The 26,565-nt window shown below is 65.2% G+C and carries 25 protein-coding genes and 1 tRNA gene; 3 read left to right on the top strand and 23 right to left on the bottom strand.

Annotation, left to right across the window (positions count from 1 at the left end):
* Positions 1-32: 32 nt before the first annotated feature.
* Complete coding sequence (locus LR961_RS05450) at positions 33-260, top strand: AlpA family phage regulatory protein (RefSeq protein ID WP_232147406.1); 228 nt, start codon at positions 33-35, stop codon at positions 258-260.
* A gap of 88 nt (positions 261-348) precedes the next feature.
* Here the strand turns inward: LR961_RS05450 and LR961_RS05445 are convergent.
* The 18 genes from LR961_RS05445 to aspS all read right to left on the bottom strand — a co-directional run bounded on the left by LR961_RS05445 (position 349) and on the right by aspS (position 15,863).
* Positions 349-424 (bottom strand) — tRNA-Lys (locus tag LR961_RS05445).
* A gap of 61 nt (positions 425-485) precedes the next feature.
* On the bottom strand, positions 486-1,154 hold the full coding sequence (gene queC / locus LR961_RS05440; RefSeq protein ID WP_232147405.1) for a 7-cyano-7-deazaguanine synthase QueC: 669 nt from the start codon (positions 1,152-1,154) through the stop codon (positions 486-488).
* 105 nt (positions 1,155-1,259) lie between these two features.
* Positions 1,260-1,949, bottom strand: a complete 690-nt coding sequence (gene queE / locus LR961_RS05435) for a 7-carboxy-7-deazaguanine synthase QueE (RefSeq protein ID WP_232147404.1) — start codon at positions 1,947-1,949, stop codon at positions 1,260-1,262.
* A 42-nt stretch (positions 1,950-1,991) separates the two neighbouring features.
* Complete coding sequence (ybgF, locus tag LR961_RS05430) at positions 1,992-2,798, bottom strand: tol-pal system protein YbgF (RefSeq protein WP_232147403.1); 807 nt, start codon at positions 2,796-2,798, stop codon at positions 1,992-1,994.
* A gap of 3 nt (positions 2,799-2,801) precedes the next feature.
* Complete coding sequence (gene pal / locus LR961_RS05425; RefSeq protein WP_232147402.1) at positions 2,802-3,317, bottom strand: peptidoglycan-associated lipoprotein Pal; 516 nt, start codon at positions 3,315-3,317, stop codon at positions 2,802-2,804.
* A gap of 63 nt (positions 3,318-3,380) precedes the next feature.
* On the bottom strand, positions 3,381-4,700 hold the full coding sequence (gene tolB, locus LR961_RS05420) for a Tol-Pal system beta propeller repeat protein TolB (protein WP_232147401.1): 1,320 nt from the start codon (positions 4,698-4,700) through the stop codon (positions 3,381-3,383).
* Between the two features lie 180 nt (positions 4,701-4,880).
* Entirely contained in the window at positions 4,881-5,957 is a 1,077-nt protein-coding gene (gene tolA / locus LR961_RS05415; RefSeq protein WP_232147400.1) for a cell envelope integrity protein TolA, read from the bottom strand.
* Complete coding sequence (gene tolR, locus LR961_RS05410) at positions 5,947-6,375, bottom strand: protein TolR (protein WP_232147399.1); 429 nt, start codon at positions 6,373-6,375, stop codon at positions 5,947-5,949. The genes tolA and tolR overlap by 11 nt, the downstream gene beginning before the upstream one ends.
* A 38-nt stretch (positions 6,376-6,413) precedes the next feature.
* Positions 6,414-7,193, bottom strand: coding sequence for a protein TolQ (gene tolQ, locus LR961_RS05405; RefSeq protein ID WP_232147398.1), 780 nt, complete (start codon positions 7,191-7,193; stop codon positions 6,414-6,416).
* 20 nt (positions 7,194-7,213) lie between these two features.
* Entirely contained in the window at positions 7,214-7,636 is a 423-nt protein-coding gene (gene ybgC, locus LR961_RS05400) for a tol-pal system-associated acyl-CoA thioesterase (protein ID WP_232147397.1), read from the bottom strand.
* Positions 7,629-8,666 carry a Holliday junction branch migration DNA helicase RuvB gene (gene ruvB, locus LR961_RS05395; protein WP_232147396.1) on the bottom strand — a complete coding sequence of 346 codons (1,038 nt, stop codon included), beginning with the start codon at positions 8,664-8,666 and terminating at the stop codon, positions 7,629-7,631. The genes ybgC and ruvB overlap by 8 nt, the downstream gene beginning before the upstream one ends.
* 101 nt (positions 8,667-8,767) lie before the next feature.
* Positions 8,768-10,684, bottom strand: coding sequence for a potassium transporter Kup (locus tag LR961_RS05390; protein WP_232147395.1), 1,917 nt, complete (start codon positions 10,682-10,684; stop codon positions 8,768-8,770).
* Between the two features lie 35 nt (positions 10,685-10,719).
* Positions 10,720-11,307, bottom strand: coding sequence for a Holliday junction branch migration protein RuvA (ruvA, locus tag LR961_RS05385; protein WP_232147394.1), 588 nt, complete (start codon positions 11,305-11,307; stop codon positions 10,720-10,722).
* 10 nt (positions 11,308-11,317) lie between these two features.
* On the bottom strand, positions 11,318-11,839 hold the full coding sequence (gene ruvC, locus LR961_RS05380; protein WP_232147393.1) for a crossover junction endodeoxyribonuclease RuvC: 522 nt from the start codon (positions 11,837-11,839) through the stop codon (positions 11,318-11,320).
* Between the two features lie 67 nt (positions 11,840-11,906).
* A complete protein-coding gene (locus LR961_RS05375) occupies positions 11,907-12,635 on the bottom strand; it encodes a YebC/PmpR family DNA-binding transcriptional regulator (protein WP_232147392.1) in 729 nt (242 codons plus the stop codon).
* A gap of 64 nt (positions 12,636-12,699) precedes the next feature.
* Entirely contained in the window at positions 12,700-13,353 is a 654-nt protein-coding gene (locus LR961_RS05370; protein ID WP_232147391.1) for an alpha/beta hydrolase, read from the bottom strand.
* Positions 13,354-13,489: 136 nt separating this feature from the next.
* Complete coding sequence (locus LR961_RS05365) at positions 13,490-14,008, bottom strand: GNAT family N-acetyltransferase (RefSeq protein WP_232147390.1); 519 nt, start codon at positions 14,006-14,008, stop codon at positions 13,490-13,492.
* A gap of 100 nt (positions 14,009-14,108) precedes the next feature.
* On the bottom strand, positions 14,109-15,863 hold the full coding sequence (gene aspS / locus LR961_RS05360; RefSeq protein WP_232147389.1) for an aspartate--tRNA ligase: 1,755 nt from the start codon (positions 15,861-15,863) through the stop codon (positions 14,109-14,111).
* Between the two features lie 183 nt (positions 15,864-16,046).
* Here aspS and LR961_RS05355 point away from each other — a divergent pair, with 183 nt between their 5' ends.
* Entirely contained in the window at positions 16,047-17,018 is a 972-nt protein-coding gene (locus LR961_RS05355; protein WP_232147388.1) for a DUF3011 domain-containing protein, read from the top strand.
* Between the two features lie 346 nt (positions 17,019-17,364).
* On the opposite strand, the gene LR961_RS05350 is transcribed toward LR961_RS05355, so the two are convergent.
* The 4 genes from LR961_RS05350 to bla all read right to left on the bottom strand — a co-directional run bounded on the left by LR961_RS05350 (position 17,365) and on the right by bla (position 23,073).
* On the bottom strand, positions 17,365-17,973 hold the full coding sequence (locus LR961_RS05350; RefSeq protein WP_232149212.1) for a hypothetical protein: 609 nt from the start codon (positions 17,971-17,973) through the stop codon (positions 17,365-17,367).
* Positions 17,974-18,161: 188 nt separating this feature from the next.
* A complete protein-coding gene (locus LR961_RS05345) occupies positions 18,162-20,801 on the bottom strand; it encodes a serine/threonine-protein kinase (RefSeq protein WP_232147387.1) in 2,640 nt (879 codons plus the stop codon).
* A gap of 70 nt (positions 20,802-20,871) precedes the next feature.
* On the bottom strand, positions 20,872-22,107 hold the full coding sequence (locus LR961_RS05340; protein WP_232147386.1) for a cation:proton antiporter: 1,236 nt from the start codon (positions 22,105-22,107) through the stop codon (positions 20,872-20,874).
* Between the two features lie 72 nt (positions 22,108-22,179).
* Positions 22,180-23,073: a class A beta-lactamase gene (gene bla / locus LR961_RS05335; protein WP_232147385.1), complete on the bottom strand. Its 894-nt coding sequence runs from the start codon at positions 23,071-23,073 to the stop codon at positions 22,180-22,182.
* 167 nt (positions 23,074-23,240) lie between these two features.
* Between bla and LR961_RS05330 the strand changes: the two genes are divergently transcribed.
* Entirely contained in the window at positions 23,241-24,110 is an 870-nt protein-coding gene (locus tag LR961_RS05330) for a LysR family transcriptional regulator (protein WP_232147384.1), read from the top strand.
* Positions 24,111-24,413: 303 nt separating this feature from the next.
* Here the strand turns inward: LR961_RS05330 and LR961_RS05325 are convergent, their stop codons facing one another.
* Positions 24,414-26,291: an ABC-F family ATP-binding cassette domain-containing protein gene (locus tag LR961_RS05325; RefSeq protein ID WP_232147383.1), complete on the bottom strand. Its 1,878-nt coding sequence runs from the start codon at positions 26,289-26,291 to the stop codon at positions 24,414-24,416.
* Positions 26,292-26,565: the final 274 nt, after the last annotated feature.

The raw sequence follows: 26,565 nt of genomic DNA, 5'->3' as shown, positions 1-26,565 counted from the left end.
AGCAAGGCTCAGTACACAGCGAGGAACAACGTATGAACATCAACAACAACCTGCCCACGACCGACGTCAATCTGCCCGTGGACGCGCTGATCCCACTCAAGCAGGTGCAAGCCGAATGCGGATTCTCGAAGAGCAGCATCTATCGGATGATGGCCAGCCGTGACTTTCCGCCGCCGGCCAAGAAGATCGGACGCAGCGTCAGGTGGCGTCAGTCAGCCGTCCAGGCGTGGGTCCGCAACGAGTGGAAGCCGGCCGCCTAGGCAATCAAATGTAGGCACCAAGTAGGCACCAAACGAAAAAGGCACCGATCAACGGTGCCTTTTCTGCTCTGTAACTCTCTGTTTTTTATGGTGGGCCGTGAAGGATTCGAACCTTCGACCAAAAGATTAAAAGTCTTCTGCTCTACCGACTGAGCTAACGGCCCAAACAAAGACCCGGCCGCAGCCGGGGCGCGTATTCTAGCGCAACAATCGTCAAATCGGAATTCAGGCGTAACGGGTCGGGTCGGCCATGCCGGCAGCGGCAAAACCATCCGCGCGCAGGCGGCAGGCATCGCACTGGCCGCAGGCCCGTCCGTCGGCATCGGCCTGGTAGCAGGACACGGTCAGGCCGAAGTCCACGCCCAGGCGCTGACCTTCGGCGGCAATCTGTGCCTTGCTCAGGTACTGCAACGGCGCATGCACAACGATGCCGGCGCCCTCCACCCCGGACTTGGTGGCCAGGTTCGCCAGCGCCTGGAACGCGCTGATGAACTCCGGCCGGCAATCCGGGTAGCCGGAGTAGTCCACCGCATTCACGCCGCAGAAGATGTCGTTGGCGCCCAGCACCTCGGCCCAGCCGAGCGCCAGCGACAACATGATCGTGTTGCGCGCCGGCACGTAGGTGACCGGGATACCCTGGCCGCCGGCTTCAGGCACATCGATGTCATCGGTCAGTGCCGATCCGCCGATGCTGCGCAGATCGACATCGACCACCTTGTGCCCGGCCACACCGAGCGCGGCGGCCACGCGTGCGGCGGCCTCCAGTTCCGAGGTATGGCGTTGGCCGTAGCGCACGCTCAACGCGTACACCTGAAAATCTTGTTCCTGGGCAATGGCGACAACGGCGGCCGAGTCCATGCCGCCGGAAAGAAGCACGACTGCTTTCTTCTTCATGAGTTGATCCGGTTGGGGAAGGAATGCCAGCACGCTGTCCCGCGCCGGGGTTTGAAGCATCGCACCGCCGCGGCGGTGCATCATCCTGAAACGCGCGGCTCGGCGTCAGCGGCCGGGCGCGTCGTCCCAGAGAATCTTGTGCAGCTGCATCTGGAAACGCACCGGCAGACGGTCGGCGACGATCCAGTCGGCCAGCTCGCGCGCGCTGATCTGCGATTTGCTCGGCGAGAACAACACCATGCAACGCTCATGCAGACGATGTTCGAACAACATCGACTTGGCCCACTCGTAGTCGCCACGGCTGCACAGCACGAACTTGAGCTGGTCGCGGGCGGTCAGCAAGGGGATGTTCTCAAGCCGGTTGCGGCCCATCTCTGCCGAATCCGGCGTCTTCAGGTCGACCACGCGCGATACACGCGCATCGACGGCGCTGATGTCCAGCGCACCGGAGGTTTCCAGCGACACGTCCAGACCCGCATCGCAGAGCTTCTGCAGCAGGATCAGGCAGCGCTTCTGCGCCAGCGGCTCGCCACCGGTCACGCAGACATGGCGCACACCCTGCTTGAGCACCTCGGTCACGATGTCGTCGATATCCCACCACGTGCCGCCATGGAAGGCGTACTCGGTGTCGCAATACTGGCAGCGCAATGGGCAGCCGGTCAGGCGCACGAACACGGTAGGCCAGCCAGCCGTGTCGGCCTCGCCCTGCAAGGACAGGAAAATTTCAGTGATCTTCAGTCGCGGCAACGGCGACTGCACGATCTCGCTGGGGACAGCGGCGGCGGGAGAGTTCATCTGCACATCAACCGCACCGCGTCGGCGCGGTTGCGGCTCCAATCAACGCAGTTGCTGGCCAAGCCGGATCGACTGCAGACGATCCTGCGCGGTACGGGCCGCATCACTGCCGGGAAAACGGGAGACCACCTGTTCCAGCGTCTGCTGCGCCAACTGCGCATTGCCTTCGCCGTACTGCGACAGGCCCAGCTTCAGCAAACCGCCTGCGGCCTTGTCGTGGGTGGGATAGCGACCGATCAGCTCGTTGAACTGGGCCTCGGCCATCTTGAAATTGCGTGTTGCGTAATAACTTTCACCCAGCCAGTACAACGCGTTGGGCGTGTACGCGGCATTGGGGTACAACTCCAGGAAGCTCTGGAACAGCTGGGCCGAGTCGTCGTACTTGCCAGCTTTCAGTGCATCAAAAGCCACGTTGTAGGCCGCACGTTCGTCACCGGCAGCGGCCTGGCTGCTGGCATCGCCACGCACGGTCGGCGGGCGTTCGGCCGACGCTGCCGGCTTGGCTGCCGGCGTTGCCGGTGTAGCCGAGGCGGTCGGTGCACCGGTTGCGGTGCCATTGCCTTCCAGGCGGTTCAAGCGCCCATCCAGGTCAAGGTACTGATCACGATTGCGCTGCTTCAGCTGTTCATTCTCATGCTGGAGCTGCTCGATCGTGCCCTGCAACGCCTGCATCTCACTACGCAGCTGTTGCAGCTGGTTGAGCATGTCAGTGTTTGCCTGGCTGTTGTTGACCTGCTGTTCCAGCGCGCCAACCCGGTCAGCGAGGCTCTGTCGCTGCGCATAAGCGGGTGCGGCAGCCATGAAGGCTGCCGCAACCACGAGCATCAGCTTGATGATGCCGGTACGCATCGATTACTGCGCGGTGTAGACGATTTCGACGCGACGGTTCTGCGACCAGCAGGACTCGCTCGACTCGGTGCACACCGGACGCTCTTCACCGTAGGACACGACGGTCAGCTGCGAAGCCGAACCACCGTTGGCCTGCAGTGCCGAGTTGACGGCATTGCCACGACGCTCGCCCAGAGCCTGGTTGTAAGCGCGGCTGCCGCGTTCGTCGGTGTTGCCCTGCAGGGTGATACGCGAAGACGGACGGTCACGCAGATACTTGGCATGGCAGCCCATGATCTGCTGGAACTCGGACTTCACTTCGTCCTTGTCGAGGTCAAAGTAGACCACGCGCTGACGCAGGCAGGCATCGGTGTCCAGATCGCCCGGACCATACAGGCCAGAGGTGGACGGAGCGGTCGGCTGGGTGGCCGGGCCGTTGTCGACCGGCGGAGCCGGCTGTTCCTTGACCTTCTTCGAGCAGCCAGCCAGTGCAACGACCGACAACAGCGAGACGAGCAAAACACGAGTGGATTTGTTCATGGCGATACCTAAAGGCTCCTAGGCCAATTTTGGGATTAATCCGGTCCGGATATTAACACTTTCTCAACGCGCGGTGCGGTAGGGGCCCCATGCCGGTTCCCGTACATCGCCATCCGCAAGAACAAGGCGCTGACGCACGCGACCATCAGCAGATACTTCATACAACACACCGCGACCACCTTCGCGCGCGGCATACAGCACCATGCTCGCATTGGGGGCAAAGCTCGGGGATTCGTCCAGCGAACCCGGCGACAACGTGCTCCAGCGCGCCGACCCCAGGCTGCTGTCCATCATCGCGATCTTGTAGCTGTTGCCTGCACCCTGTGCCACGGCAATCTTCTTGCCGTCGAAGGATACAGTTGCCTTGGCGTTGTAGTTGCCCTGGAATGTCACGCGGTTGGCGCTGCCACCGCTTGCCGACACCTGGTAGATCTGCGGACGCCCGCCACGGTCGGAGGTGAAGTAGACCGAGTTGCCATCAGCGGCCCAGGTCGGCTCGGTGTCGATGCCGAAATGGTTGGTCAACTGGGTGAGCTGCTTGCTGCCCAGGTCCATCACGTAGATTTCCGGGTTGCCGCTGCGCGACAGCGCCAGTGCAAGACGGCGACCATCCGGCGAGAACGACGGCGCGCTGTTGATGCCACGGAAGCTGGTCAGCAGCTCACGGCCACCGGTGGCGATGTCCTGCACGTAGATCGAGGAGTTGCCACGCTCGAAACTCACGTAGGCCAGCTTGCGGCCGTCCGGGCTCCAGCTCGGCGACAACAGCGGCTCGGCCGAACGCACGATGGTCTGCGGGTTGTAGCCATCCGAATCGGCCACCATCAGCGCGTAACGCATGTTGGCACCACTGCCGCTGGCGGTGATGTAAGCGATGCGGGTCCAGAACGCGCCGCGCACGCCGAGGATCTTTTCATAGATGGCATCGGCCATCTGATGGGCAACGTCGCGCATGGCGTTGGAACGTGCGGTCATTGCCAGGCCGAGCACGCGCTCGCCCTTGGCCACGTCGAACAGTTCGTATTCCACGCGGTAGGCACCGGCACCGGCGTCGAGCACGCGGCCGACGACCAGGTAATCCTGCTTGAGCGCACGCCAGGTCGGGTATTCCACTTCGCTGCCGCGCACCGGGCGCTGCACGATCTGCGCTTCAGGCAGGTTGCGGAACTGGCCGGAACGGTCCAGGTCGGCACGTACCACGGCGGCCACGTCGGTCGCAGGTGCGCCAGCGGCGCCCTGGTACGGCATCGGCACGACGGTGATCGGCAGCGCCGAGGCGTTGCCGCCAATGATGTCGATTTCCAGCCCCTTCTGCTGTGCCATCGCCGCAAGCGGCAACAACAGGGCAGTGAGGGCGACCAGCCAACGGGGCAGTTTCTTCATGAGGCGCTCAACAGTACGGTCGAAGACAGAGAGGGATAGCAGCAGGCGGATGAATATTTTCGCAATCGTGAACGAATGGCGCGTGAAATCCAGCCCCTGGGCCGGATTTCGCCGGAAATGAAAGGTTTCCCCTGAAACCTACATTCCTTTCATGACCAGATCCCGCAATTCCGGCAGGTCTCAGCGGTCCTGTGCTTCAAAATTGAAGTTCAGGCTCGGCTGGAACACCTGCTCGAAACCACGATACGGCAATGGCTGGGCGCGCAGTACCGCCGCCTCGACCGAACGCCGCCCCGCTTCGTCATACGGACAACTGGACGAGAACTCGACCCGGATCACTTCACCGCCGGGCAACTGGCGGATGGTCAGGCGGCACCGCTGGCCACGCGGAATCGAATCCGGCCGTACCCACTGGTTGAGCACTGCCTGCTGGATCGCCGCGGCGTACTTGGCGGTCAGATCATTGCTGGTACCGCCCTGCCCCGGTGCCGGCGAGCTGGGACCGCTGCTGGCGGTACTGGCCGAAGAGCTGCCCTGCGCACGCGCACGTGCATCGGCCACCTGGCGCAGACGCTGCTCGGCCTGCTTGGCTTCGCGCTCGGCCTGCTCGCGCTTGCGGCGGATCTCGGCGATCTTCTGCTGACGTTCGCGCTCGGCCGCGGTTTCGTTGGCGGTGCGCTGCGCATCGGCCAGCTTCTTCTGGCGGTCGGCCTCTTCCTGCTGCCTGGCCAGGCGCAGCTTCTGCTCGGCCTCTTCCACGCGCTTGCGCTCGGTCAGATCGATCTGTTCCTGGCGACGCTTGGCTTCTTGTTCCTGCTTGGCCTTTTCCTGCGAGATAGCCAGCGCACTCACCCGCTCCTGGTCCACGTTGTCCGGCTGCGCGATGCGTTCCTGCGCATTGTGTTGCTGCGGCGTCGGCGCATCCTGCGGACGCGGCTCGGGAATGGGCTGCGGCGGCGGAATGGTGTCTTCAGGCACCGGTTCCGGCGGCACTTCTTCCACGGGCTCGGGCAGGTCAGGCAGTTTTTCCGAGGCACGCAGCGCCTGCCGCGCCGCCGAGGCTTCGGCCGAGGACAGCTGCAGGCTTGCTTCCACCGCCGGGTCGCCGGCGGCCGCTTCGGTATTGCGCGAGGGCGACCACAGCCAGGCAATGATGAAGATCGCAGCTACCAGCAGGTGCACCAGCAGTGCGAGAACGACCGGCAGGCCCCACTCGTTGCTGGTCTGACGCGGTGGCGGCAGGGAATCAGCGTGCATCGGTCGCCAGACCCACCTTTTCGATCTTCGCCGCCTTGATCACATCCATCGCGGACACGACCTTTTCGTAGGCCACGGTCTTGTCGGCGGCCACGATCACGCGAAGTTCCTTGTCCTGCGAGGCCAGCGCGCTCAGCTGCGCCTGCAGCGCACCGGGGTCCATCGCCTCGGGCTCCTTGGCTTCAGGCAGCTTGAGGCTGAGCTGGCCATCGGCACGCACCGAAACGATCACCGGGTCCTGCCGGCTCTCCAGCGCCTTGGCGGTGGAACTGGGCAGGTCGACTTCAAAGCTGAGCGTCAGTAGCGGCGCGGTCACCATGAAGATGATCAGCAGCACGAGCATCACGTCGATGTACGGCACGACGTTGATCTCGGACTTGAGCTTGCGGCGCTTGCGGCGGGGTATGGCGGCGGTCATGTATGGGCTCCTGCGGTCAGAGGAAAGCGCGGATGCGCTTACTCATCAGCGCCGGTCTGGCGCTGCAGGATGGAGCTGAACTCTTCGGCGAAGGTTTCGTAACGCACCGACAGGCGCTCCACGCGGGTGGTGAAACGGTTGTAGGCCCACACCGCCGGGATCGCCACGAACAGGCCGATGGCGGTGGCAAACAGTGCTTCGGAGATACCCGGCGCCACCGAAGCGATGCCGGCCTGCTCACCGCTGCTGATCATGTCGTGCATGGTCACCATGATGCCGAACACGGTACCGACCAGGCCCACGTAAGGCGCGGTGGAACCGATGTTGGCCAGCAGTTCGAGGTTGCGCTCCAGCCCATCCACCTCGCGGGCGTAGGTGGTACGCATGGCGCGCTGCGCGCCTTCCAGCTGGTTGCGACCGTCCAGACCACGGCGGTTCTGCATGCGGGTGTACTCGCGGAAACCGGACTCGAAAATGGCTTCCAGACCGTTCACCGAACGATTGCGGTCGGTGGCCGAGGCGTACAGCTTGCCCAGGTCGGCACCGGACCAGAAACGGTTTTCGAAGTCGTCGGCTTCACGATCGGCCGCCTTGAACACGCGTGCCTTGCGGAAAATGATCACCCAGCTGATGAACGAGCCGGCCAACAGCAGCAGCACGATCAGCTTGACCGGGATGCTGGCCTTGATCATCAGGTCCAGGTAGTTGATGCCACCGCCATGACTGGCCTGTGCCACGGTCTGCGCGGCAGCGGCGCTTACATCGGCCGGCAACGCCTCGGTCACGGTGGCCTGCAGGGCCAGAAGCAAAGCGATCATCCGATCTTCCTCAGTCTTACTTACGCGAGTTTGGTTTGTAGGGGTTTGAGTGTTGCGTACAGCGTTTCATCAATGGCTTGCGGCTTGAAATCACGGGCGCCGACCGCCGCCAGGCGTACCTGGGAGGTGACCAGCACTTCCTCCCCGCGCATGACCGCCTGCTCCATCAGCAGGCTGGCCCGCCGGCATTGCAGCAGTTCCACCGTGGTGGTCAGCGCATCATCCAGCTTGGCCGGCTTGAGGAAGTCCAGCGTCATCGCGCGGACCACGAACACCTGGCCGTCGCCGCTGCGCATGGATTCCTGGCCGTAGCCGAGGTCCCGCATCCATTCGGTACGCGCGCGCTCCATGAAGGCCACGTAGCGGGCGTGGTAGACCACCCCACCAGCGTCGGTATCTTCCCAGTAAATGCGTGTCGGCCAACTGAACCGGGCTTCAATCATCCGATTGCTCCGCGAACAGGTCCGCCGGTGCCGCCTTGGGTTTGAGCCCCATGTGCCGGTACGCCTTGTGCGTGGCCATGCGGCCGCGCGCGGTACGCACCAGGAAGCCCTGCTGGATCAGATAGGGCTCGACCACGTCTTCCAGCGTACCCCGCTCCTCGGAAAGCGCGGCCGCAAGCGACTCGATGCCGACCGGTCCGCCATCGAAATACTCGACCATCGTGCGCAGCAGGCGCCGGTCCAGTTCATCGAAGCCTTCCGGGTCGACCTTGAGCATCCGCATCGCGGCCTCGGCCACGGCGAGATCGATGTGACCGCTGGCTTTCACCTGCGCGTAGTCGCGCACGCGGCGCAGCAGGCGGTTGGCGATACGCGGCGTGCCACGCGCGCGGCGCGCGATCTCGCCAGCGCCGTCGGCGCTGCAATCGATGCCCAGGATGCCCGCCGAGCGGCGCACGATGCGGGTCAACTCTTCGGCCGAATAGAACTCCAACCGCTGCACGATGCCGAAACGATCACGCAGCGGCGCGGTCAGCAGGCCGGCACGGGTGGTGGCGCCGATCAGCGTGAACGGCGGCAGATCAAGCTTGATCGAGCGGGCAGCAGGGCCTTCGCCGATCATGATGTCGATCTGGAAATCCTCCATCGCCGGGTACAGCACCTCCTCGACCACAGGCGAGAGGCGATGGATTTCGTCGATGAACAGCACATCGTGCGGCTGCAGGTTGGTCAGCAATGCCGCCAGGTCGCCGGCCTTCTCGATCACCGGGCCGGACGTCACCCGCAAGCTCACCCCCAGCTCATTGGCGATGACGTGGCTGAGCGTGGTCTTGCCCAGCCCGGGCGGGCCGAAGATCAGCACATGATCCAGCGACTCGCGGCGCGATTTGGCGGCCTGGATGTAGATATCCAGCTGCTCGCGCACCGGCGCCTGGCCGAGATAGTCGGCCAGGGTACGGGGGCGGATGCTGGCATCGGCGGCCTCGTCCTCGCGGGTGGCACCGGCGCCGATGAGGCGATCGTCAGTCATCGGACTATGTTACGTCCAGTAACCGGCGAATAGAACGAGAAAGCGGCGACAGCCACGGCAATCGTTGCGCTCTGCCGCCTTTCCATACCGGTTTCCGGCGGTCAAATCTCCACCTGCGCGCCCAGCTCCACCAGTCGGTTGCCCGGAATCCGGAAGAAGCCGGTGGCCGGGGCGGCATTGCGGTGCATGAAGGCGAACAGCTTGTCGCGCCAGATCGGCATGCCACGGTTGGCGCTGGCCACGATGGTCTCGCGGCTGGCGAAGTACGTGGTGTCCATCGGGTCGAAGTAGATGCCGCCGTGGTCGCACGAACGCATCAGCGCCAGCGGCACATCCGGCGTCTCCATGAAACCGTAGCGGATGTAGATGCGATGGAAGTCCTCGCCGACCGACTCGATCTTCAGACGCTGCCCTTCCGGCGCATACGGCACCGGCCAGGTTTCCACGTGCAGGAACACGTTGCGCTCATGCAGCACCTTGTTGTGCTTGAGGTTGTGCATCAGCGCATGCGGTACCACGGTCGGATCGGCGGTCAGGAACACGGCGGTGCCCGGCACCCGTACCGGCGGCGCCAGCATCAGCCCGGGCAGGAAGGTATCCAGACGGATGCCGTCCTTGCGGATTTCATCACGCAGCAGCTCACGACCACGGCGCCAGGTGCGCATCATCGTGAACAGCACCAGGCCCAGCACCACCGGGAACCAGGCGCCCTGCATCAACTTGGCCCCGTTGGCGATCACGAAGCACAGGTCGATGATGAAGAACAACACGCACAAGGCCAGGATGCCGTGATGCGCACGCGGCCACAGCGCGCGTGCCACCAGCGCCAGCAGCAGGGTGTCGATCAGCATGGTGCCGGACACCGAGATGCCGTAGGCCACGGCCAGGTTGCTGGAGCTCTGGAACGCCAGCACCAGCCCGAACACCAGTACCGCCAAGCCCCAGTTGATGCCCGGGATGTAGATCTGACCGATCGTGTCATGCGAGGTATGCAGGATGCGCATGCGCGGGATGTAACCCAGCTGCATGGCCTGGCGCGACACCGAGAATGCGCCGGTGATCACCGACTGACTGGCGATCACCGCCGCCATGGTGGCCAGGATGATCATCGGATACAGCGCCCATTGCGGCACCGCCTCGAAGAACGGGTTGGCCACCGCGTCCGGCCGCTCCAGCACCAATGCGCCCTGCCCCAGGTAGTTCAGCACCAGACACGGCAGGATGAAGAAGTACCAGGCATGGCGGATCGGCGGCACGCCGAAATGGCCCATGTCCGCATACAGCGCTTCGCCGCCGGTCACCGCCAGCACCACCGCGCCGAAGATGAAGATGCCGTGCCAGCCATGCTCCATGAAGAAGCGTGCTGCCCACATCGGGTTGAACGCCTTGAGCACTTCCGGCGTACCGATCACGTTGTAGATGCCGATGGCCGCCAGCGACAGGAACCAGATGATCATCACCGGCCCGAACACCTTGCCCACCTTTTCGGTACCAAAGCGTTGCGCGGCGAACACCGCCGCCAGCACCACCAGGGTGATCGGCACCACGAAGTGACCCAGCCCCGGGGCGGCGACCTTCAGGCCTTCCACCGCACCCAGCACGGAAATGGCCGGTGTGATGACACCGTCACCGAAGAACAGCGAAGCGCCGAAAATGCCGAGGATGCCGACCACATAGGCCGTGCGTGAACCATTGCGCAGGGTGCGCTGGGCCAATGCCATCAGCGCCATGATGCCGCCCTCGCCGTCGTTGTCGGCGCGCATGATGATGGTCACGTACTTGAGCGTGACCACCATGTTCAGTGCCCAGAACGCCAGCGACAGCACGCCCAGCACGGTGTCATGGTCACTGTTGAGCCCGTAGTGCTCGGAAAAGGCTTCCTTCAGCGTATACAGCGGGCTGGTACCGATATCGCCGAAGACGACACCGATGGCCCCGACGATCAGGGCCATGCCACTGGCGGCACCTGGAATGTGGCCGTGCCCGGCGGTTTCAGACGAAGAAGGAGCGTGGGACATGGTGATCTCAGGTTGGCGTCATGCGCCGTGGAAGGTCAACGCAACGCCGATTGCAACGCTTTGCGGATCACCGTGGCGACATCGTCACCATCGGTTGCCGCATCGCGCGCCATCTTTGCTGCCTCGGCCGGTTTATAGCCCAGTTGCTGCAAAGCCACCGTCGCCTCGGACACCGGGTCGTTGCCCAGCTGCCCTGCGATCGGCGCGCCACCGCCGCTGAAATTGGCCGCGCGGTCACGCAATTCCACCACCATCCGCTCGGCTGTCTTCTTGCCGATGCCGGGGATGCGGGTCAGTGCGGTGACGTCGCCTGTCTGGATCAGCCGCGCGAACTCATCGACGCTGACCCCGGACAACACCGCCAGCGCGATCTTGGCGCCGATGCCGGACACCTTCTGTACATCGCGGAACAACCGCCGCTCGCCCTCGCGCAGGAAGCCGTACAGCGACACGCTGTCTTCCTTCTGCGCGTAATGGGTGAACAGGATCACCTCGCGACCGACATCGGGCAGGTCATAGAAGGTGCTCATCGGCGCCTCCAGCTCGTAGCCGACGCCATTGACGTCGATCACCAGCCACGGCGGTGCCTTGTAGGCGAGGATGCCGCGCAGTCGTCCAATCATCCGAAAAACCTCATTTGCGACTCCAAGCCTGGCGCACATCCACGCCCAGCCGGTTGGCCGTGGCGCGCACATGCGCGTGGGTGATGGCCACCGCCAGCGCATCGGCGGCGTCGGCCTGCAGTTTGCCGTGCAGGTTGAGCATCAGCCCGACCATGTGCTGCACCTGCTGTTTCTCCGCGCCGCCGCGGCCAACCACAGCCAGCTTGATCTCGGTAGCGGCGTACTCGCTGACCGGCAGGTCGCGCATCACCACCGCACACACGGCGGCACCGCGTGCCTGGCCCAGTTTCAGCGCCGAATCGGCGTTCTTGGCCATGAATATCTTCTCGATCGCCACTTCCTGCGGCTGGTATTCCTCGATCAACGCGTGCAGCCCGTGCGCCAGCAGCTTCAGCCGCTGCGGAAAATCCGCCGCGCCCAGCAACACCAGCGGGCAATGATGGACGTGCCGCGCCTTGCCGCTGGCATCGATGTCGATGATGCCGACGCCGGTGCGTTGCGAGCCGGGGTCGATGCCGAGAATGCGGGTCATGTAAGGGCCTGTGGTGGAGAAACGGCGCGCAGCATCGCAGTGCGCCGTCTCACCTGCCGGGACGGGGTCAGCCTTCCAGGCTGGCCTGGTCCACGTTGGAGTACACGTCCTGCACGTCGTCCAGGTCCTCGAGCATGTCCAGCAGCTTCTTGACCTGCGGCGCGGTGTCGGCGTCCACGGCGATGTCGTTCTCGGCGCGGAAGGTGATTTCAGCGTGGTCGGGCTCCAGCCCGCCCGCTGCCATCGCGTCCTTCACCGACTGGAACGATTCCGGCGCGGTGATGACATCGATGGAGCCGTCATCCGGGTAGACCACGATGTCGTCGGCGCCGGCCTCGATGGCCGCTTCGGTGATCTTTTCCTCGTCGGCACCCGGTGCGTAGGTCAGCACGCCCAGACGCTTGAACATGAAGGCCACCGAGCCTTCGGTGCCCATGTTGCCGCCGCACTTGCTGAAGGCATGACGCACGTCGGCCACGGTACGCACGCGGTTGTCGGTGAGGCAGTCAACGATGACCGCCACGCCGCCCGGTGCGTAGCCTTCGTAGCGGATCTCTTCGTACTCGACGCCTTCCAGCTCACCGGTGGCTTTCTTGATGGCCCGTTCGATCACGTCCTTGGACATGTTCGCGGTCAGGCCCTTGTCCATGGCCACGCGCAGGCGCGGGTTGTTGTTGGGGTCGCCTCCACCGCCGCGAGCAGCAACGCTGATCTCACGGATGATCTTGGTGAAAATCTTGCCGCGCTTCGCGTCAGACGCGTTTTTGCGGTTTTCGATGGAGGGGCCTCTACCCATGGGATTTACCGTGCATCTGTCAGGAACAGGGTGCGAATTCTACCCGATCCCCCGTCCAGGCCCGTCACGTACCGCGACGAACCGCCTCGGCCGGAAAACGACCCAGCTTCAGAAAGGCGGCGGTCAATGTCGCCGCGTCCTGCGACAGCACCAGCCCGCTATGGCTGGACGGCACGATGCAGTGGTCGGCCAGCCCGGACAGGCAGGTTTCGTCCAGCGCCACGGTGCCGTCCGAATCCCCGTGCAAAGCCCCCATCAGCGCCCCGAGGCCGTGGGCCACGGAGCCGGCGATCAACCCGACCTGCGCATTGCCGTGCCACTCCGGCAGGCCCTGCAGCAGAAGCTCGCTGCTGCGCCCGAGCGCTGCCGACCAACCGTGTTCGGCCAACGTGCGTGCAGTGCCGCTGCCGCACAACGGCGACCCCAGGCAGACCACGCGCGGCACTTCCAGTTCCGGTGCCTGGCGCAGCGCTTCCAGCGCCACCAACCCACCAAGGCTGTGCCCGACCAGATTGACCGGGCCGTGTCCGCGCAGGCGCTCGACCAGCAAGGGCACGGCAACCCCAGGACCGCCGGAAACGCTCGGGTAACCAAATATCTCGACCTTGAAACCCTGGGTACGCAGCCGCCACGCCAGCGGAATCAGCCAGGAGCGGGTATTCCAGATGCCGTGCAGCAGCAGCACGGGAGGATGGCGCGAGGGGGGCGATGGCCACATGGGTGCAGTCTGGCTGATTGGCGTGGCGAGCGCCAATGGATTGGATATCTGCAGACTGGGATGCGGTTCAGCGCAATCCCGACATCAGCGGCCGCTCAAGCGGACTGCCCGGACTCCTGCCAAGCATGGCTTGGCGCTACCGCCTGGGCGCGGGCCTGCGCAGGATGAACTCGTTGTCGCGGACGTTGCCCACGGGAAATTCATAGGCGCCTACCTTCTCAAACCCATGGCGGCCATAGAAACGCTGGGCACCGAAGTTCTCCGACCACACGCCGATCCACAGCGCGCCATCGCCACGCGACTCCAGCCATTGCAGCGCCGCGGCAAACAACTGCCCGCCGTGGCCGCCATTCTGCTGATCGCGCAGGACATACAGGCGCTTCAACTCACCGTCACCGGGCCGCACGTCGGCATGCGGCAAGCCGCAGGGACCGGCGAACGCGAAGCCCGTCGCCTGCCCTTCCACTTCCAGCAGCCACGCCGCGTACTCCCCCGATTCCAACTGCTGCCGCTGCAAGTCCACCGGATAGGCACTGGCCAGGTAGTCGGCCAGGTCCTGCGGCGGGTACAGGTGACCGAACGTCTCCACGAAGGTACGTTCGGCCAGTTCGCACAGCAGTGCGGCGTCAGCGGGGGTCGCGCGGCGGATGTTCATGCGGCAGAAACGAGGAATCAGAAGTGAGAAGTGAGAGCAAGCAGACACACATACCCCGGCATTGCCGCGGCCCCGCCCTCGTTTCTCACTCCTCCTCCACTCATTCCTTGCTCTTCGGGCGGACCTGGATATGCACTTCAGCCAGCTGCACATCGGCGATCGGCGACGGTGCGTCGGTCATCAGGCACTGCGCACCGGTGGTCTTCGGGAACGGAATCACATCGCGGATGGATTCGGTGCCGGCCATCAGCGCAGCGATACGGTCGATACCGAAGGCGATGCCGCCGTGCGGCGGTGCGCCGTAGTTCAGCGCGTCGAGCAGGAAGCCGAACTTGGCGCGGGCCTCCTCGGCACCGATGCCGAGCAGTTCGAACACCGCGCTCTGCATCTCCGGACGGTGGATACGGATGGAGCCGCCACCGATCTCGTTGCCGTTGAGGACCATGTCATAGCCGCGCGATACGGCGGTCTTGGCGTTGGCACGCAGGTCGGCCACGTCGTCCACCGCCGGGGCGGTGAAGGGGTGATGCAGGGCCACATAGCGCTGTTCTTCCTCGTCCCACTCGAACATCGGGAAGTCGGTGACCCACAGCGGTGCCCAACCGGCGGCGACCAGGCCGAAGTCCTTGCCGGCCTTCAGGCGCAGCGCGCCCATGAAGTCGGACACCTTGTTGTAGGCGCCGGCGCCGAAGAACACGATGTCGCCATTGCCCGCACCGATGTGCTTGAGCAGCGCGGCAAAAGCGTCTTCAGCGAAGAATTTCTGGATCGGCGAGCTGATCTCGCCGTTGTCGGCGACCTTGATGTAAGCCAGGCCCTTGGCGCCGTACTTGGCGGCGTGGGCGGCGTATTCGTCGATCTGCTTGCGGCTGAGCGTGGCACCGCCGGGGATGCGCAGCGCGGCCACGCGGCCGTCGGCGTCATTGGCAGCGGCGGTGAACACCGGGAACTCGCTGCCCTTGACCAGTTCGGCCACGTCCACCAGCTCCAGCGCGATGCGCAGGTCTGGCTTGTCCGAACCGTAGCGACGCATCGCCTCGGCCCAGGTCATGCGCGGGAACTGCTCGGCCAGTTCCACGTCGACCACTTCCTTGAAGACGGAGCGGATCATGTCCTCGACGAAATCCTGCACGTCGCGCTCGCGCACGAAGGCGAATTCCATGTCCAGCTGGGTGAATTCCAGCTGGCGGTCGGCACGCAGGGCTTCGTCGCGGAAGCAGCGGGCGATCTGGTAGTAGCGGTCGAAGCCGGCCACCATCAGGATCTGCTTGAACAGCTGCGGGCTCTGCGGCAGGGCGTAGAACTCGCCCGGATGCATGCGCGCCGGCACCAGGAAGTCGCGCGCACCTTCCGGGGTGGCCTTGGTCAGGATCGGGGTTTCGATGTCCTGGAAGCTGCGTGCGTCCAGGTGGCGGCGCAGCGCCTGCACCAGCTTGATGCGGGTGCGCTGCATGCGCTGCATTTCCGGGCGACGCAGGTCCAGGTAGCGGTACTTCAGGCGGGTGTCCTCGCCCGGGTTCTCATGGGCGTGGAACGGCAGCGGCGCGGCCTTGTTGAGGATGGTGATGGCGGTGGCGATCACCTCCACCTTGCCGGTGCGCATCTTGTCGTTGACTGCGTGGCGGGCGCGCACAACGCCTTCGACCTGCAGCACGTCCTCGTAGCCCAGCGAGGCGGCCACGGCGAACACTTCCGCGTTGTCGATCTCCACCGTCACCTGCACGATGCCCTCGTGATCGCGAAGATCGATGAAGCAGACGCCGCCCTGGTTACGGGCCACGTCGGTCCAGCCGGCGAGGGTCACGGTTTGGCCGATCAGGGTCTCGTCGACCAGGCCGCAGAAATGGGTACGCATGGAAAAACTCCGCAGGGGATGCCGGCTATGAACCGGAAAGATTTTCTTGGCACCGGCCGGAGGCCGATCAAGCCCCGTATTTTGCGGCCCAGCGGGGGCTGGGGCAAATTTCGGGGCGGTCACACCGTTTTAAGCGCGCCTGCCCCTATAGTTCGGCACCTGAAACTGAACAGGCCCGCCGTCATGAATCTTCCACTCCTGCTTTCTGGCCTGCTGACGGCCCTGCCGCTGGCCCTGAGCGCCCTCCCGGCCGCCGCCCAATCCACTGATGGCTTTGGCAGCGGCACGATCCGTTGCGAAAGCAATGACAACCGCCAGCGTGTGTGCAACACCGGCTGGCGCAGCGCCACGCTGGTACGCCAGCTCTCCAAGACCCAATGCGTGCAGGGTCGCAACTGGGGCAACGGCAACGGCAGTGTCTGGGTCAGCGGCGGTTGTCGCGCCGAATTTGCCGAAGGCCGAGGCGGCTGGGGTGGAGGCAACTCCGGTGGTGGCTGGGGCGGCAACGGCGGCACGATCCGCTGCGAGAGCAACGACAGCCGCCAGCGCGTGTGCAACACCGGCTGGCGCAGTGCCACGCTGGTACGCCAGCTCTCCAATACGCAATGCGTGCAGGGCCGCAACTGGGGCAGCGGCAACGGCAGTGTCTGGGTCAGCGGCGGTTGTCGCGCCGAGTTCACCGAAGGTCGCGGCAGTGGCGGCGGCTGGGGCGGCGGCAACGGCGGCAATTTCGGCACCATCCGCTGCGAGAGCAACGACAGCCGCCAACGCGTGTGCAACACCGGCTGGCGCCGTGCAACGCTGGTACGGCAACTGTCCAACACCCAGTGCATCGAAGGCCGCAACTGGGGCAGTGGCAATGGCCGGGTCTGGGTCAGCGGTGGTTGCCGCGCCGAATTCGCCGAAGGCCGAGGCAGTGGTGGCGGCTGGGGTGGCGGCAACAGCGGTGGTTGGGGGTCAGGGTCGAACTACATGGTGGAGTGCGCCAGCGACGGCAATCGCATGCGTTCGTGCGCATGGGATCGCCGCCAGGGCCGGCCGGTGGTCATCCAGCAGTTGTCCAACACCCAGTGCATTGAAGGCCGCACCTGGGGTTACAACGGCAACAGCCTGTGGGTGAACGGCGGCTGCCGGGCGCGCTTCGGCACCCGTTGATCGGAGCAGGCAGCTGCATCGGCACGCGCACGCCGGGATGACGTCCCGGCTGCTGCGCGGGTTGAGATCTGCCTGGAGAAGCGGCATCAGTCGCGAAGCCGAAATGGTCTGGTTGCTGCCACCAACCGCCGTCAGCGGCTCATGCAGTTGCCGGTGTTGCGCAGCGGATGCATTGCCCGCTTCGCGGCATCACGCTGCTGCAGCGTGATGCCGAATCCGATGCTTCGGCCGCGTCAACAATCCTGCGTGACAAGAGCGCTGGGACTTCATCCCGGTCCAGATCATTGCCGCGTCATCGCCGACCGGTGCAGCGGAGCATGGCTCCGCTCTACCGGCACGTCGCTGTTCACGCCCCCTCGCTGCCCCACGGCGCTGGCGGCAGCGCAACTGGCGTAGTGAGATCGAACTCGACGCGGAACAGACGGCCGTCCGGGCGCGAGAGTTCATAGACGAAGCGTTGCTTCGGCAGGATTTCCATCGCCCAGGTGTTCTGCACCGAGCCGGACAGGCCTTCGCGCTGGAACGTGGCCACCGATTCGGCATCCACCGGAAACGCCTGGCGGACCGCAGTGCCGGCGTCGGCGGTCTCGCCGCCGTACATCGTCACCGCGTCGGAGCTGCCATCTTCATGGCGGTGATCGTGTTTCAGACGCAGGCCATCGTCGGTACGGGTCAGCACCCAGGTACGTGAGTGGTCCTGACCCACATGGAAGGGCACGCGCAGTTCGCGGGTTGGTGTGTCGCAACCGCGCACGTGCATCACCAGCTCCTTGCCCTCGAACGGGTCCGGCGTGCTGGAAGCGGGCTGATTGGCGACCACGCGCCCGGCAAACGCCTGGCCGCAGTGCCCGGCGAGCGCCGCCATGAACTGGTCGGCGGGCGCGGCATCGGCGGAAACGGTAGCGGCATGAGCGCCGCCAACAACGCTGCCGGCCAATGCCAGCGTCAACAACATCGAGGACAAGGGTTTCATGTTCATGCCACCGACCCTAGCCCGCCGAGCCGCCCGTGGGCAAGCTGGCAGGCGCGCCGGCACCCTGCCCGCCCACTTTGCGGCACCCGTTGCGGAAGCAATGGCAGCGGCCGCGCGAGCTCCCCATCGTGCGCAACATCGACCATCGGCTACGTCGAGGACACGCTGCATCACTGCTGCGAAGGCGGCTGCACCCGGGCTGCCTGCAGGCGTTTCCTCCAACCTTCCACAAGCACCGAATCCTTGCCGTAGAGCGCTTCTGCGGACGTCACGACGCGCTGCCAGCGTTGCACGCTGGCAGCATCACCGCCCTGGAGTTGCGTCAACTCTGCCAGCTGCACCTGCAGCTCGAGCGCCGTATAGGGGCTGTTCTGCGCAGCCTCCTGCAGCGCATCGAGTGCGGCTGCCGTTTCCTGCAGGCGCCCCTTGGCCATCAACCACTCGGCCCAACCCAGCCGTAGACGGACGCCGTTGGCGCTGTCAGCGGGAATCCGCGGCAACCATTGCGCATGAGCGCGTTCCACCAAGGCATCGCCTTCCGCCTTGCCGTGCCGAGTGAGGAACAGACCCAGCTGCAAGGTGGCGTCGAGGGTGTCGGGGTGGTTGCGACCTATCGCCTGTTCGCGGGTGATCAGCATCTCCCGATAGGCGCTCTCAGCGACCGCCGCATCGCCGCTGGCCTCTGCCAGCAACGCTGCCGTTTCCAGCATGGCCGAGTAGTTGTAACTGTCCGTGCCCATGACCTGCGCGGACAGGCGCAATGCGGTTTCCACGTACGGGCGTGCGCGGACGTAGTCACCCTTGCGGATCAAGGCCAACGCAAGACGGTTGTTTTCGCTGATGAAGTACACGCTGTGCTCCCCGAATATCTTCGGTGCACGGGCGAGATTGGCCTGCAATGTGGCAACAGCCTGGTCGATATCACCCCGGTCGAGCAGCAGCAGCGCGCGTTCGGTGTTGCTGGTCCAGAACTCATAGGACATCTCTCCAAACATGCGCCGGAACAGCGGCGTGGAACGATCAAACACCGCCGCAGACGCGGCCAGGTCACCCTTGCGCCGGTACAGCATGCCGAGGTTGTCCAACGACACGCCGATGAACTGATCGCGTCGGGCCAGCTCATGCCGTTTCAGCGCCTGCTGGAATGCGGCTTCGGCCTCGTCATAACGCTGTTCGGACAGCATCGACAGGCCAAGCGAGTTGTAAGACTGGGCGACACGGAAACTATCGGCGGGCTGTTCGCCCAGCAGCGCCAACGCGCGCCGCGCCATCTTCGCGCCCTCAATGCCATTGCGGTTGTTGGCGTAGCTGCCGGCCAGCAGATTGAACTGCTTGGCGGCTTCGTCCAGGTTCTTCTCGCCACCGGCCTTGGCCAGTGCCTCGGCGGACTGCAGCATCATCGGCTGCGCGCGCACCAGATCACCAGCGTTGCGGTAGGCCAGACCGATCACGCCCTTGAGCCGGGCACGCACTTCCGGCGACGCATCCAGCTCGGTGTCCACACGGTCAGCGGCGCGGTCCAGCACTTCGCGCGCGGAAATATCCTCACCGGCACGCGCACCCTTCTGTCGTGGATCGGCCGCTTCGAACATGCTCACCAGGAACGCGCTGACCTGTTCGGCCACCTTGGCCTCGCGCTCTGCCGCAGCGTGCGCCTGCGCCAGGCGCCAGACGAAAGCGCCGGCCAGCAACAGCGCGCCCAGCAGCACACCGCAGCCCTTCCAGTTGCGGCGCAGCCAACGGCCGCCGCGATAGAACCGGCCGCCGTTGCGCGCCTGCACCGGCCGATGTTGCCGCCAGCGACGAATGTCGGCGGCCAAGGCCTCCACCGACGGATAACGTTGTTCCGGCGGCAAGGCACCGGCGCGCACGACGATGGCATCCAGGTCACCACGCAGCGCGCGTGCCCAGGTGCAGTCGGCAACGGCCAGCGTGCTGGGCGCCTGCGCAGCATGGCCGGCGGCCGCTGCCTGGCGCTTGCCACCGCTGCCGGCCAGCAGCTCGGCCAGCACGATGCCCAGACTGAACACATCGCTGGTGACACCAACATCCTGCCCGGCCTGCAACTCCGGTGCGGCATAGGCCGGGGTGAAGAAGCGCGCGCGGTTGGCCTTGTCCTCGCCTTCCAGCAAACGCGAGACGCCGAAATCCAGCAGCACCGGCTCGCCGTCGGCGCGCACCAGGATGTTGGACGGCTTGAGGTCGCAATGCAGCACCAGCCGCGCATGTGCGGCCTGCACCGCACCGCAGATTTTCAGGAACAGCGTCACGCGTTGTTGCAGATCCAGCCGCTGCCGCGCGCAATGCACGTCCAACGGCTCGCCGCGCACATATTCCATCACCAGATACGGATGCCCTGCCGGCGTGGTGCCACCGTCGTACAGGCGCGCGATGTTGGGATGATGCAGGGCGGCCAGGATGCGTCGCTCCGCAGCCAGACGTTCGGCCACGCGTGGCCCGGGCTTCCCGCGCAGGAACTTGATGGCCACTTCCTGTGCGTACAGACCATCGGCGCGCTCGGCACGAAACACGATGCCCATGCCGCCACTTGCCAGCTGTTCGCACAACCGCCACGGGCCGACGCTGTCGCCTTCGACAAGTTCCGAGCCCATCGGCTCGGCCAGCATGCGCTCCAGCGGCTCACGTGCATTGCCCAGATCCAGTGTCTGGGCGTGCAGCAACTCCAGGGTTTCAGCGATGACGGCCGGATCGGCGCTCAGGCGCGCCAGCTCGGTCCGCCATTGCGACGAATCCAGTTCGCACACGGCATCGAATAGTTCCCGCACCTGCTGCCAGCTGTCGCGATCCACCGGTTTCCCCTGCGCGCGACGTTGCTGTGCCGCGCTTCCGGGGCCGATGATAGTCGGGTCTCAGCGTGATTCAGTGCCGTTGCGTCTCAGGTTCTTCGCCGTGCGTCGCATTACCGGAATCTCTTACGTTTTCGATATCAACGGGCTGCTCGGCCGTATCAGCGGCGTCACTGCGCAGCGGATCCACATCCATCGGCCGACGGAACACCAGCGATGGCAGCAACGTGGTCAGTGCCGCGTACAGCAGCAACGCACCGAACAGCACTGCCGGCACTTCGAAGCGCTCGCGCATGATCGCGGCCAGCACCAGGGTGAAGATCAGGGTCGGCGACAACGCCAGCGCCACGCGCAGGCTGGAGCGGAAACTCTCACCGAACAGCATCCGCCGTTGCAGCCAGATAACCGCGATACGCAGCGGCAGCACCACCAGCGTGATCACCAAGCCCAGCCCCAGTGCTTCGAAGCTCAACGCCTCACTGGGCACCTTGGTGCCCGAGTTGAAGAAGTAGAACGGCACGAAGAACGATGCGAACAGACGCAACGCATGCAGGTTCTCGTGCGAGGCCAGTGACGGCATGCGCTGCTGCAGCAGGCGCGCCACCAGACCAGCGATGAACGCACCCACCAGGTAGTACACGCCCAGTGCATAGGTGATGTACGCGGCAAGCATGCCGACCATCACCAGCAGCGAAAATTCCGAGCCCGGCGCATGCGGCGCCACCCAGCGGCCCAGGCCGATGAACAACAGCGGCAGGCCGACGATCATCGCCAGCAACGCCATGCTCGACAGCGTCAGGTGCACCGGATCACCGGCCTGCAGCACCACGAACAAAGCTGCAAGCGCCAGCAGTTCGCCAGCGATGGCCTTGCTGCTCACCCAGAACCGTTCGGCCTCGTCCAGACCAAGCTGCGACAGCGAATCCATGATGAAACCGGTTGAAGGCGTCAGCAGCGCCAGGGCCAGCAACGCCGCCGCCTGCCATTGCAGCTGCCCATAACGCCAGGCCAGCCAGGCCACGCCGGCCAGCGTGGCGCTGCGGATCACCAGGTGCGCCAGCAGCGGCCACATGCCCTTGCGCAGATTGGCAAGGTCCACCTCAAGGCCGGCGAACAGGAACAACGAGGAGATGCCCAGCGTCGCCAACAGGCTCACCACCGGATCATGCGAACTGTCGCCCAGCCACAACATGGCACCGATGCCGAACAACAGACAGGTCAGCGGTGCGGGGATGCTGAAACGTTGCAACGCGCGCGGGATGACCAGCAACGCGAAGATCAACAGCAGATAAATCAGTTCCTTGCTCATCGGGGCCTTGGGATTGCGAACAGGTACGCGGAGGTCCACGTACCTGCCCCTGCCCCTGAGCAGGCGTGCCTGTCAGCGCAGTCGGGCTCCGGCAAGCTCCCCCACCCGCGCGAGGATGCCATTGCGGCCGTCGTCATCCAGTGCAGAACCCTGCAGGAAGCTGGCCAGCACCCACGGCGTGCCGCCGCCGGCCGGCCACAGCACGGCGATGTCGTTGGTGGTGTCCTTGCCGTTGCTGCCGGTCTTGTCACCGACCCGCCAACCGCTGGGCAGGCCGGCGCGCAGGCGCGCGTCGCCGGTTTCATTGTCGATCAGCCAATCGGCCAGTTGCTGCCGCGATGCCGGGCGCAAGACGTCGCCAAGGACGAAGCGGTGCAGGTCGCCGGCCATCGCCGCCGGGCTGGTGGTATCGCGCGGGTCATCCGGTGCGAAGCGGTTGGCCTCCGGCTCGTAGCGGGCGGTCACCGTCACCGGGTCACCCTGCGCGCGCAGGAATGCGGTCAGCCCAGCCGGCTCGCCAACCAGCGGCAACAGCAGGTTGGCAGCGGCGTTGTCGCTGGTAACCATCGTGGTGCGGCACAGATCGCGCACGGTCATGTCCTTGCCGACATGACGCTCGGTGCCCGGCGAGTGGGAAATGATGTCGCCCGCCCGCACCGCCACGCGCTGGTCCAGCGACAACTTGCCTTGGTCGGCATGGTGCAGCACCGCAGCAGAGAGCAGGAACTTGAAGGTGCTGCACATCGGAAACCGCTCGTCCATGCGATGGCCATAGCGGGCGCCGCTGGCCGGATGCCACAGGCACACGCCCAGGCGGCCGCGGCTTTCGGTTTCCAGCGCGGCGAAATCAGCGGCGGTGGCCGGTGCGAGCGTCGTGGCGCTGGCCACCCGTGCCAGCGCGGGCACGGCAAGCGCACTGGCCAGGGCGGCACCACCGAATTTCAGGAACTGACGACGGGCGTACATGTGGACTCTCCGGAGCGTTGGGTTGCGCCGATGGTGGCGACCAGCGCCGCCGCCCACCAGCGCGAAAATTCATCAGGAGTCATTAGTTTTATTTGCAGCTCAGTGCACAACAGGGGCAGCAATGCCGGAATAATGCCGCTGCCCATCACTCTCGGTAATGGCTCGACATGATCCGCCCCCAGCTCCCGCTCAACGCCCTGCGTGCCTTCGAGGCCGCCGCCCGGCACCTGAACTTCACCCGCGCGGCCCTGGAACTGTGTGTGAGCCAGGCGGCGCTGAGCCATCAGATCCGGTCGCTGGAAGACCGCCTGCAGGTCAGCCTGTTCCACCGCCTGCCGCGCGGGGTGGCGCTCACCGACGAAGGCGCCGCGCTGTACCCGGTGTTGACCGAGGCGTTCGACCGGGTGGCGATCGCGCTGGACCGGTTCACCGGTGGCCGCTTCCGCGAGGTGCTGACGGTCGGCGTGGTCGGCACCTTCGCCACCGGCTGGCTGCTGCCACGGCTGGCCGACTTCGAGGCAGCGCATCCGGATATCGAACTGCGCGTGCAGACCCACAACAACCGCATCGACCTGGCCGGCGAAGGCCTGGATTTCGCCATCCGTTTCGGCGACGGCGACTGGCAGGGCCAGGAATGCACCGCCATCGTCGATGCACCGTTCGCACCGCTGTGCGCACCCGCGCTGGCGCGCAAGCTGCGGACGCCACGCGACCTGGGCAACGTTCCGCTGCTGCGTTCCTACCGCAGCGACGAATGGCCGCGCTGGTTGCAGGCGGCGGGCGTCAGTGGCGTGGAAGCACGTGGGCCGATGTTTGATTCGTCGCTGACCTTGGCTAGCGCGGCAGCAGCCGGCGCGGGTGTGGCGCTGTTGCCACTGCGCATGTTCGAGCAGGAGTTGGCCGAAGGGCGATTGCTGCAACCGTTCGCGCAGACCTTGAACCTGGGCCGGTATTGGCTGACGCGGTTGCGTTCACGCGAAGAGCGCGAAGCAATGAAGCGGTTCCGGCTGTGGCTGGTGGGGCAGGAAGGCGGCTAGGCGCGTTTACGGCAGGGACGGTGCGGGTCACAGGAACAGGAGCGGAAGCTACCCCTCCCCAGCCCTCCCCTTGGCTATGCCAAAGGGAGGGGGCAGAAAAGCTACCCCTCCCCCAACCCTCCCCTTGGCTGCGCCAAAGGGAGGGCGCGGGTCATGCGATCTGGCAGAACATCGCCAAGCCCGCTGTTGCCCCCTCCCTTTGGCGCAGCCAAGGGGAGGGTTGGGGAGGGGTTGGCTTTGATTGTGCGGCTGCAGGCAATCCAGCACCGCCGGCTTCGCGGCCGAAGCCGCTCCTGCCGGCGCTCAGTCGCCCAGCAATTCCATCCAGGTCGCTTCAGCCTGCTCCAGCTGCTGCGCGAGCACTTCACGCTCGCCGCCGAGCCTGCTCATCTTCGCCGCGTCGGCGTAGTTGGCCGGATCGGCAAGCTGACGATCAATGTCCGCCAGCGATGCGCCCAACTGCTCCACCTTCTTCTCAGCCGCTTCCAGCTTGTGCGGATTGACCGGCTTCTTTGTCGACACCGGCTTGACCGGCTCAACCACCTGCGCGGGCACCGGCGCTTCCGCCTTCTCGACCCGGTCACTCTTGTTGCGTGCACCTTGCGCACTGGCACGGGTGCGCAGCCATGCGGCGTATTCGTCCAGGTCGCCGGCAAACGGCTCGACCACGCCGTCGGCCACACGCCAGAACGTATCGCAGACCAGGCCGATCAGATGGCGATCGTGCGAGACCATCACGATGGCGCCTTCGAACACGGCCAAGGCCTCGGCCAGTGCTTCGCGCATTTCCAGATCAAGGTGGTTGGTCGGTTCGTCGAGCAGCAGCACGTTGGGCTGCTGCCAGGCGATCAGGGCCAGCGCCAGACGCGCACGCTCGCCACCGGAGAAACCATCCACCGGCTCGAACGCGCGATCACCCGGGAAATTCCACTTGCCGAGGAAGTCGCGGAAGTTCTGGTTCACGCCGTCCGGATCGATATCGCGGAAGTGGTCCATCGGCGTGGCGCCTTCGCGCAGCGATTCAACCGTGTGCTGGGCGAAGTAGCCGATCTTCATGTCCGGGTGCGCGTTGCGCTCGCCCGACAGCGGCGGCAGGTCGCCCACCAGGGTTTTCACCAGCGTGGTCTTACCTGCGCCGTTGGGGCCGAGCAGGCCAACACGCTGACCGGCCTCCAGGCCGAAGCCGACATCCTTCAGGATCACCGCATCATCGCCATAACCGGCGTTGACGTGATTGAGGCGGATCAACGAGAACGGCAGCTTGGCCGGCTCGGAGAACTCGATGCGGAACTCGCGCTCGGCGCGCACCGCTTCGGTGCCGGCCATCTTGGCCAGGCGCTTCATGCGGCTCTGCGCCTGGGTGGCCTTGCTGGCCTGCGCCTTGAAGCGGTCGATGAAGCTCTGCAGGTGGGCGCGTTCGGCCTGTTCCTTCTCATGCGCGATCTGCTGCTGGCGCAGGTGTTCGGCACGCTGACGTTCGAAGTCGGTGTAACCGCCCACGTAGAGCTTGGCGCTGCCGCCGTGCAGGTGCAGCGTGTGGGTGGCCACGTTGTCCAGGAACTCGCGGTCGTGCGAGATCAGCAGCAAGGTGCCCGGGTACTTGAGCAGCCACTGTTCCAACCAATACACCGCGTCCAGATCCAAGTGGTTGGTGGGTTCGTCGAGCAGCAGCAGGTCGCTGGGCATCATCAGCGCGCGCGCCAGGTTCAGGCGTGCGCGCCAGCCACCGGAGAACGCCGCCACCGGGCGGTCGTGGGTCTCGGCCGGAAAGCCCAGGCCGTGCAGCAGCTTGCCGGCGCGGGCCTCGGCGTCATAGGCATTGAGCTCGGCCATCTTCTGATGGGCATCGGCAACCGCTTCCCAATCCTCGCGCGCGGTCGCGGCGGCCTCTTCGGCCAGCACTTTGGCCACCACGTCGTCGCCACCGAGCACGTAGTCGATGGCGCGGTCCGGCAGCGCCGGGGTTTCCTGGGCCACGTCGGCGATGCGGATCTTGCCCGGCAACGATACATCGCCCTTGTCCGCCTCAAGCTCGCCGCGCACGGCGGCAAACAGGCTCGACTTGCCCGCTCCATTGCGGCCCACCACGCCAACGCGATAGCCGGCATGCAGGGTGAGATCGACGTTGGACAACAGCAGGCGCTCGCCTCGGCGCAGGGCGAAATTACGAAGGGAAATCATGAGGGGGTCCGTTATAACGAAAAGGAATATGCACGTAAGCAACATTCCTGCGACGCGATTCTAGCGTTAACGAATACTTGACGTACTCCCCCACCCCAACCTCCCCCAACAAAGCGCGTGGCCGGCGCCGTCCTCCCAGCCCCGCTCTCGCCGCCAGCGCAGATTTGTCAGACAAAGCAAACGGTTAGCTGGCGCGAGCGAGTTTGACGGCAACCCAACATTCCATTCATCCGTGATGACGCACCCACACGATCCCGAGGCAGGCCCCCGATCG

Source organism: Stenotrophomonas sp. SY1 (genome assembly GCF_021202945.1).
Lineage (GTDB): Bacteria > Pseudomonadota > Gammaproteobacteria > Xanthomonadales > Xanthomonadaceae > Stenotrophomonas.
This window is presented reverse-complemented; position numbering and strand designations above follow the sequence as displayed.

What these genes read in the sequence shown, in the direction of transcription:
- LR961_RS05450 (WP_232147406.1), top strand. Translation starts at nt 33, where the DNA reads ATGAACATCAACAACAACCTGCCCACGACCGACGTCAATCTGCCCGTG.
- queC (WP_232147405.1), bottom strand. Translation starts at nt 1,154, where the DNA reads ATGAAGAAGAAAGCAGTCGTGCTTCTTTCCGGCGGCATGGACTCGGCC.
- queE (WP_232147404.1), bottom strand. Translation starts at nt 1,949, where the DNA reads ATGAACTCTCCCGCCGCCGCTGTCCCCAGCGAGATCGTGCAGTCGCCG.
- ybgF (WP_232147403.1), bottom strand. Translation starts at nt 2,798, where the DNA reads ATGCGTACCGGCATCATCAAGCTGATGCTCGTGGTTGCGGCAGCCTTC.
- pal (WP_232147402.1), bottom strand. Translation starts at nt 3,317, where the DNA reads ATGAACAAATCCACTCGTGTTTTGCTCGTCTCGCTGTTGTCGGTCGTT.
- tolB (WP_232147401.1), bottom strand. Translation starts at nt 4,700, where the DNA reads ATGAAGAAACTGCCCCGTTGGCTGGTCGCCCTCACTGCCCTGTTGTTG.
- tolA (WP_232147400.1), bottom strand. Translation starts at nt 5,957, where the DNA reads ATGCACGCTGATTCCCTGCCGCCACCGCGTCAGACCAGCAACGAGTGG.
- tolR (WP_232147399.1), bottom strand. Translation starts at nt 6,375, where the DNA reads ATGACCGCCGCCATACCCCGCCGCAAGCGCCGCAAGCTCAAGTCCGAG.
- tolQ (WP_232147398.1), bottom strand. Translation starts at nt 7,193, where the DNA reads ATGATCGCTTTGCTTCTGGCCCTGCAGGCCACCGTGACCGAGGCGTTG.
- ybgC (WP_232147397.1), bottom strand. Translation starts at nt 7,636, where the DNA reads ATGATTGAAGCCCGGTTCAGTTGGCCGACACGCATTTACTGGGAAGAT.
- ruvB (WP_232147396.1), bottom strand. Translation starts at nt 8,666, where the DNA reads ATGACTGACGATCGCCTCATCGGCGCCGGTGCCACCCGCGAGGACGAG.
- LR961_RS05390 (WP_232147395.1), bottom strand. Translation starts at nt 10,684, where the DNA reads ATGTCCCACGCTCCTTCTTCGTCTGAAACCGCCGGGCACGGCCACATT.
- ruvA (WP_232147394.1), bottom strand. Translation starts at nt 11,307, where the DNA reads ATGATTGGACGACTGCGCGGCATCCTCGCCTACAAGGCACCGCCGTGG.
- ruvC (WP_232147393.1), bottom strand. Translation starts at nt 11,839, where the DNA reads ATGACCCGCATTCTCGGCATCGACCCCGGCTCGCAACGCACCGGCGTC.
- LR961_RS05375 (WP_232147392.1), bottom strand. Translation starts at nt 12,635, where the DNA reads ATGGGTAGAGGCCCCTCCATCGAAAACCGCAAAAACGCGTCTGACGCG.
- LR961_RS05370 (WP_232147391.1), bottom strand. Translation starts at nt 13,353, where the DNA reads ATGTGGCCATCGCCCCCCTCGCGCCATCCTCCCGTGCTGCTGCTGCAC.
- LR961_RS05365 (WP_232147390.1), bottom strand. Translation starts at nt 14,008, where the DNA reads ATGAACATCCGCCGCGCGACCCCCGCTGACGCCGCACTGCTGTGCGAA.
- aspS (WP_232147389.1), bottom strand. Translation starts at nt 15,863, where the DNA reads ATGCGTACCCATTTCTGCGGCCTGGTCGACGAGACCCTGATCGGCCAA.
- LR961_RS05355 (WP_232147388.1), top strand. Translation starts at nt 16,047, where the DNA reads ATGAATCTTCCACTCCTGCTTTCTGGCCTGCTGACGGCCCTGCCGCTG.
- LR961_RS05350 (WP_232149212.1), bottom strand. Translation starts at nt 17,973, where the DNA reads ATGTTGTTGACGCTGGCATTGGCCGGCAGCGTTGTTGGCGGCGCTCAT.
- LR961_RS05340 (WP_232147386.1), bottom strand. Translation starts at nt 22,107, where the DNA reads ATGAGCAAGGAACTGATTTATCTGCTGTTGATCTTCGCGTTGCTGGTC.
- bla (WP_232147385.1), bottom strand. Translation starts at nt 23,073, where the DNA reads ATGTACGCCCGTCGTCAGTTCCTGAAATTCGGTGGTGCCGCCCTGGCC.
- LR961_RS05330 (WP_232147384.1), top strand. Translation starts at nt 23,241, where the DNA reads ATGATCCGCCCCCAGCTCCCGCTCAACGCCCTGCGTGCCTTCGAGGCC.
- LR961_RS05325 (WP_232147383.1), bottom strand. Translation starts at nt 26,291, where the DNA reads ATGATTTCCCTTCGTAATTTCGCCCTGCGCCGAGGCGAGCGCCTGCTG.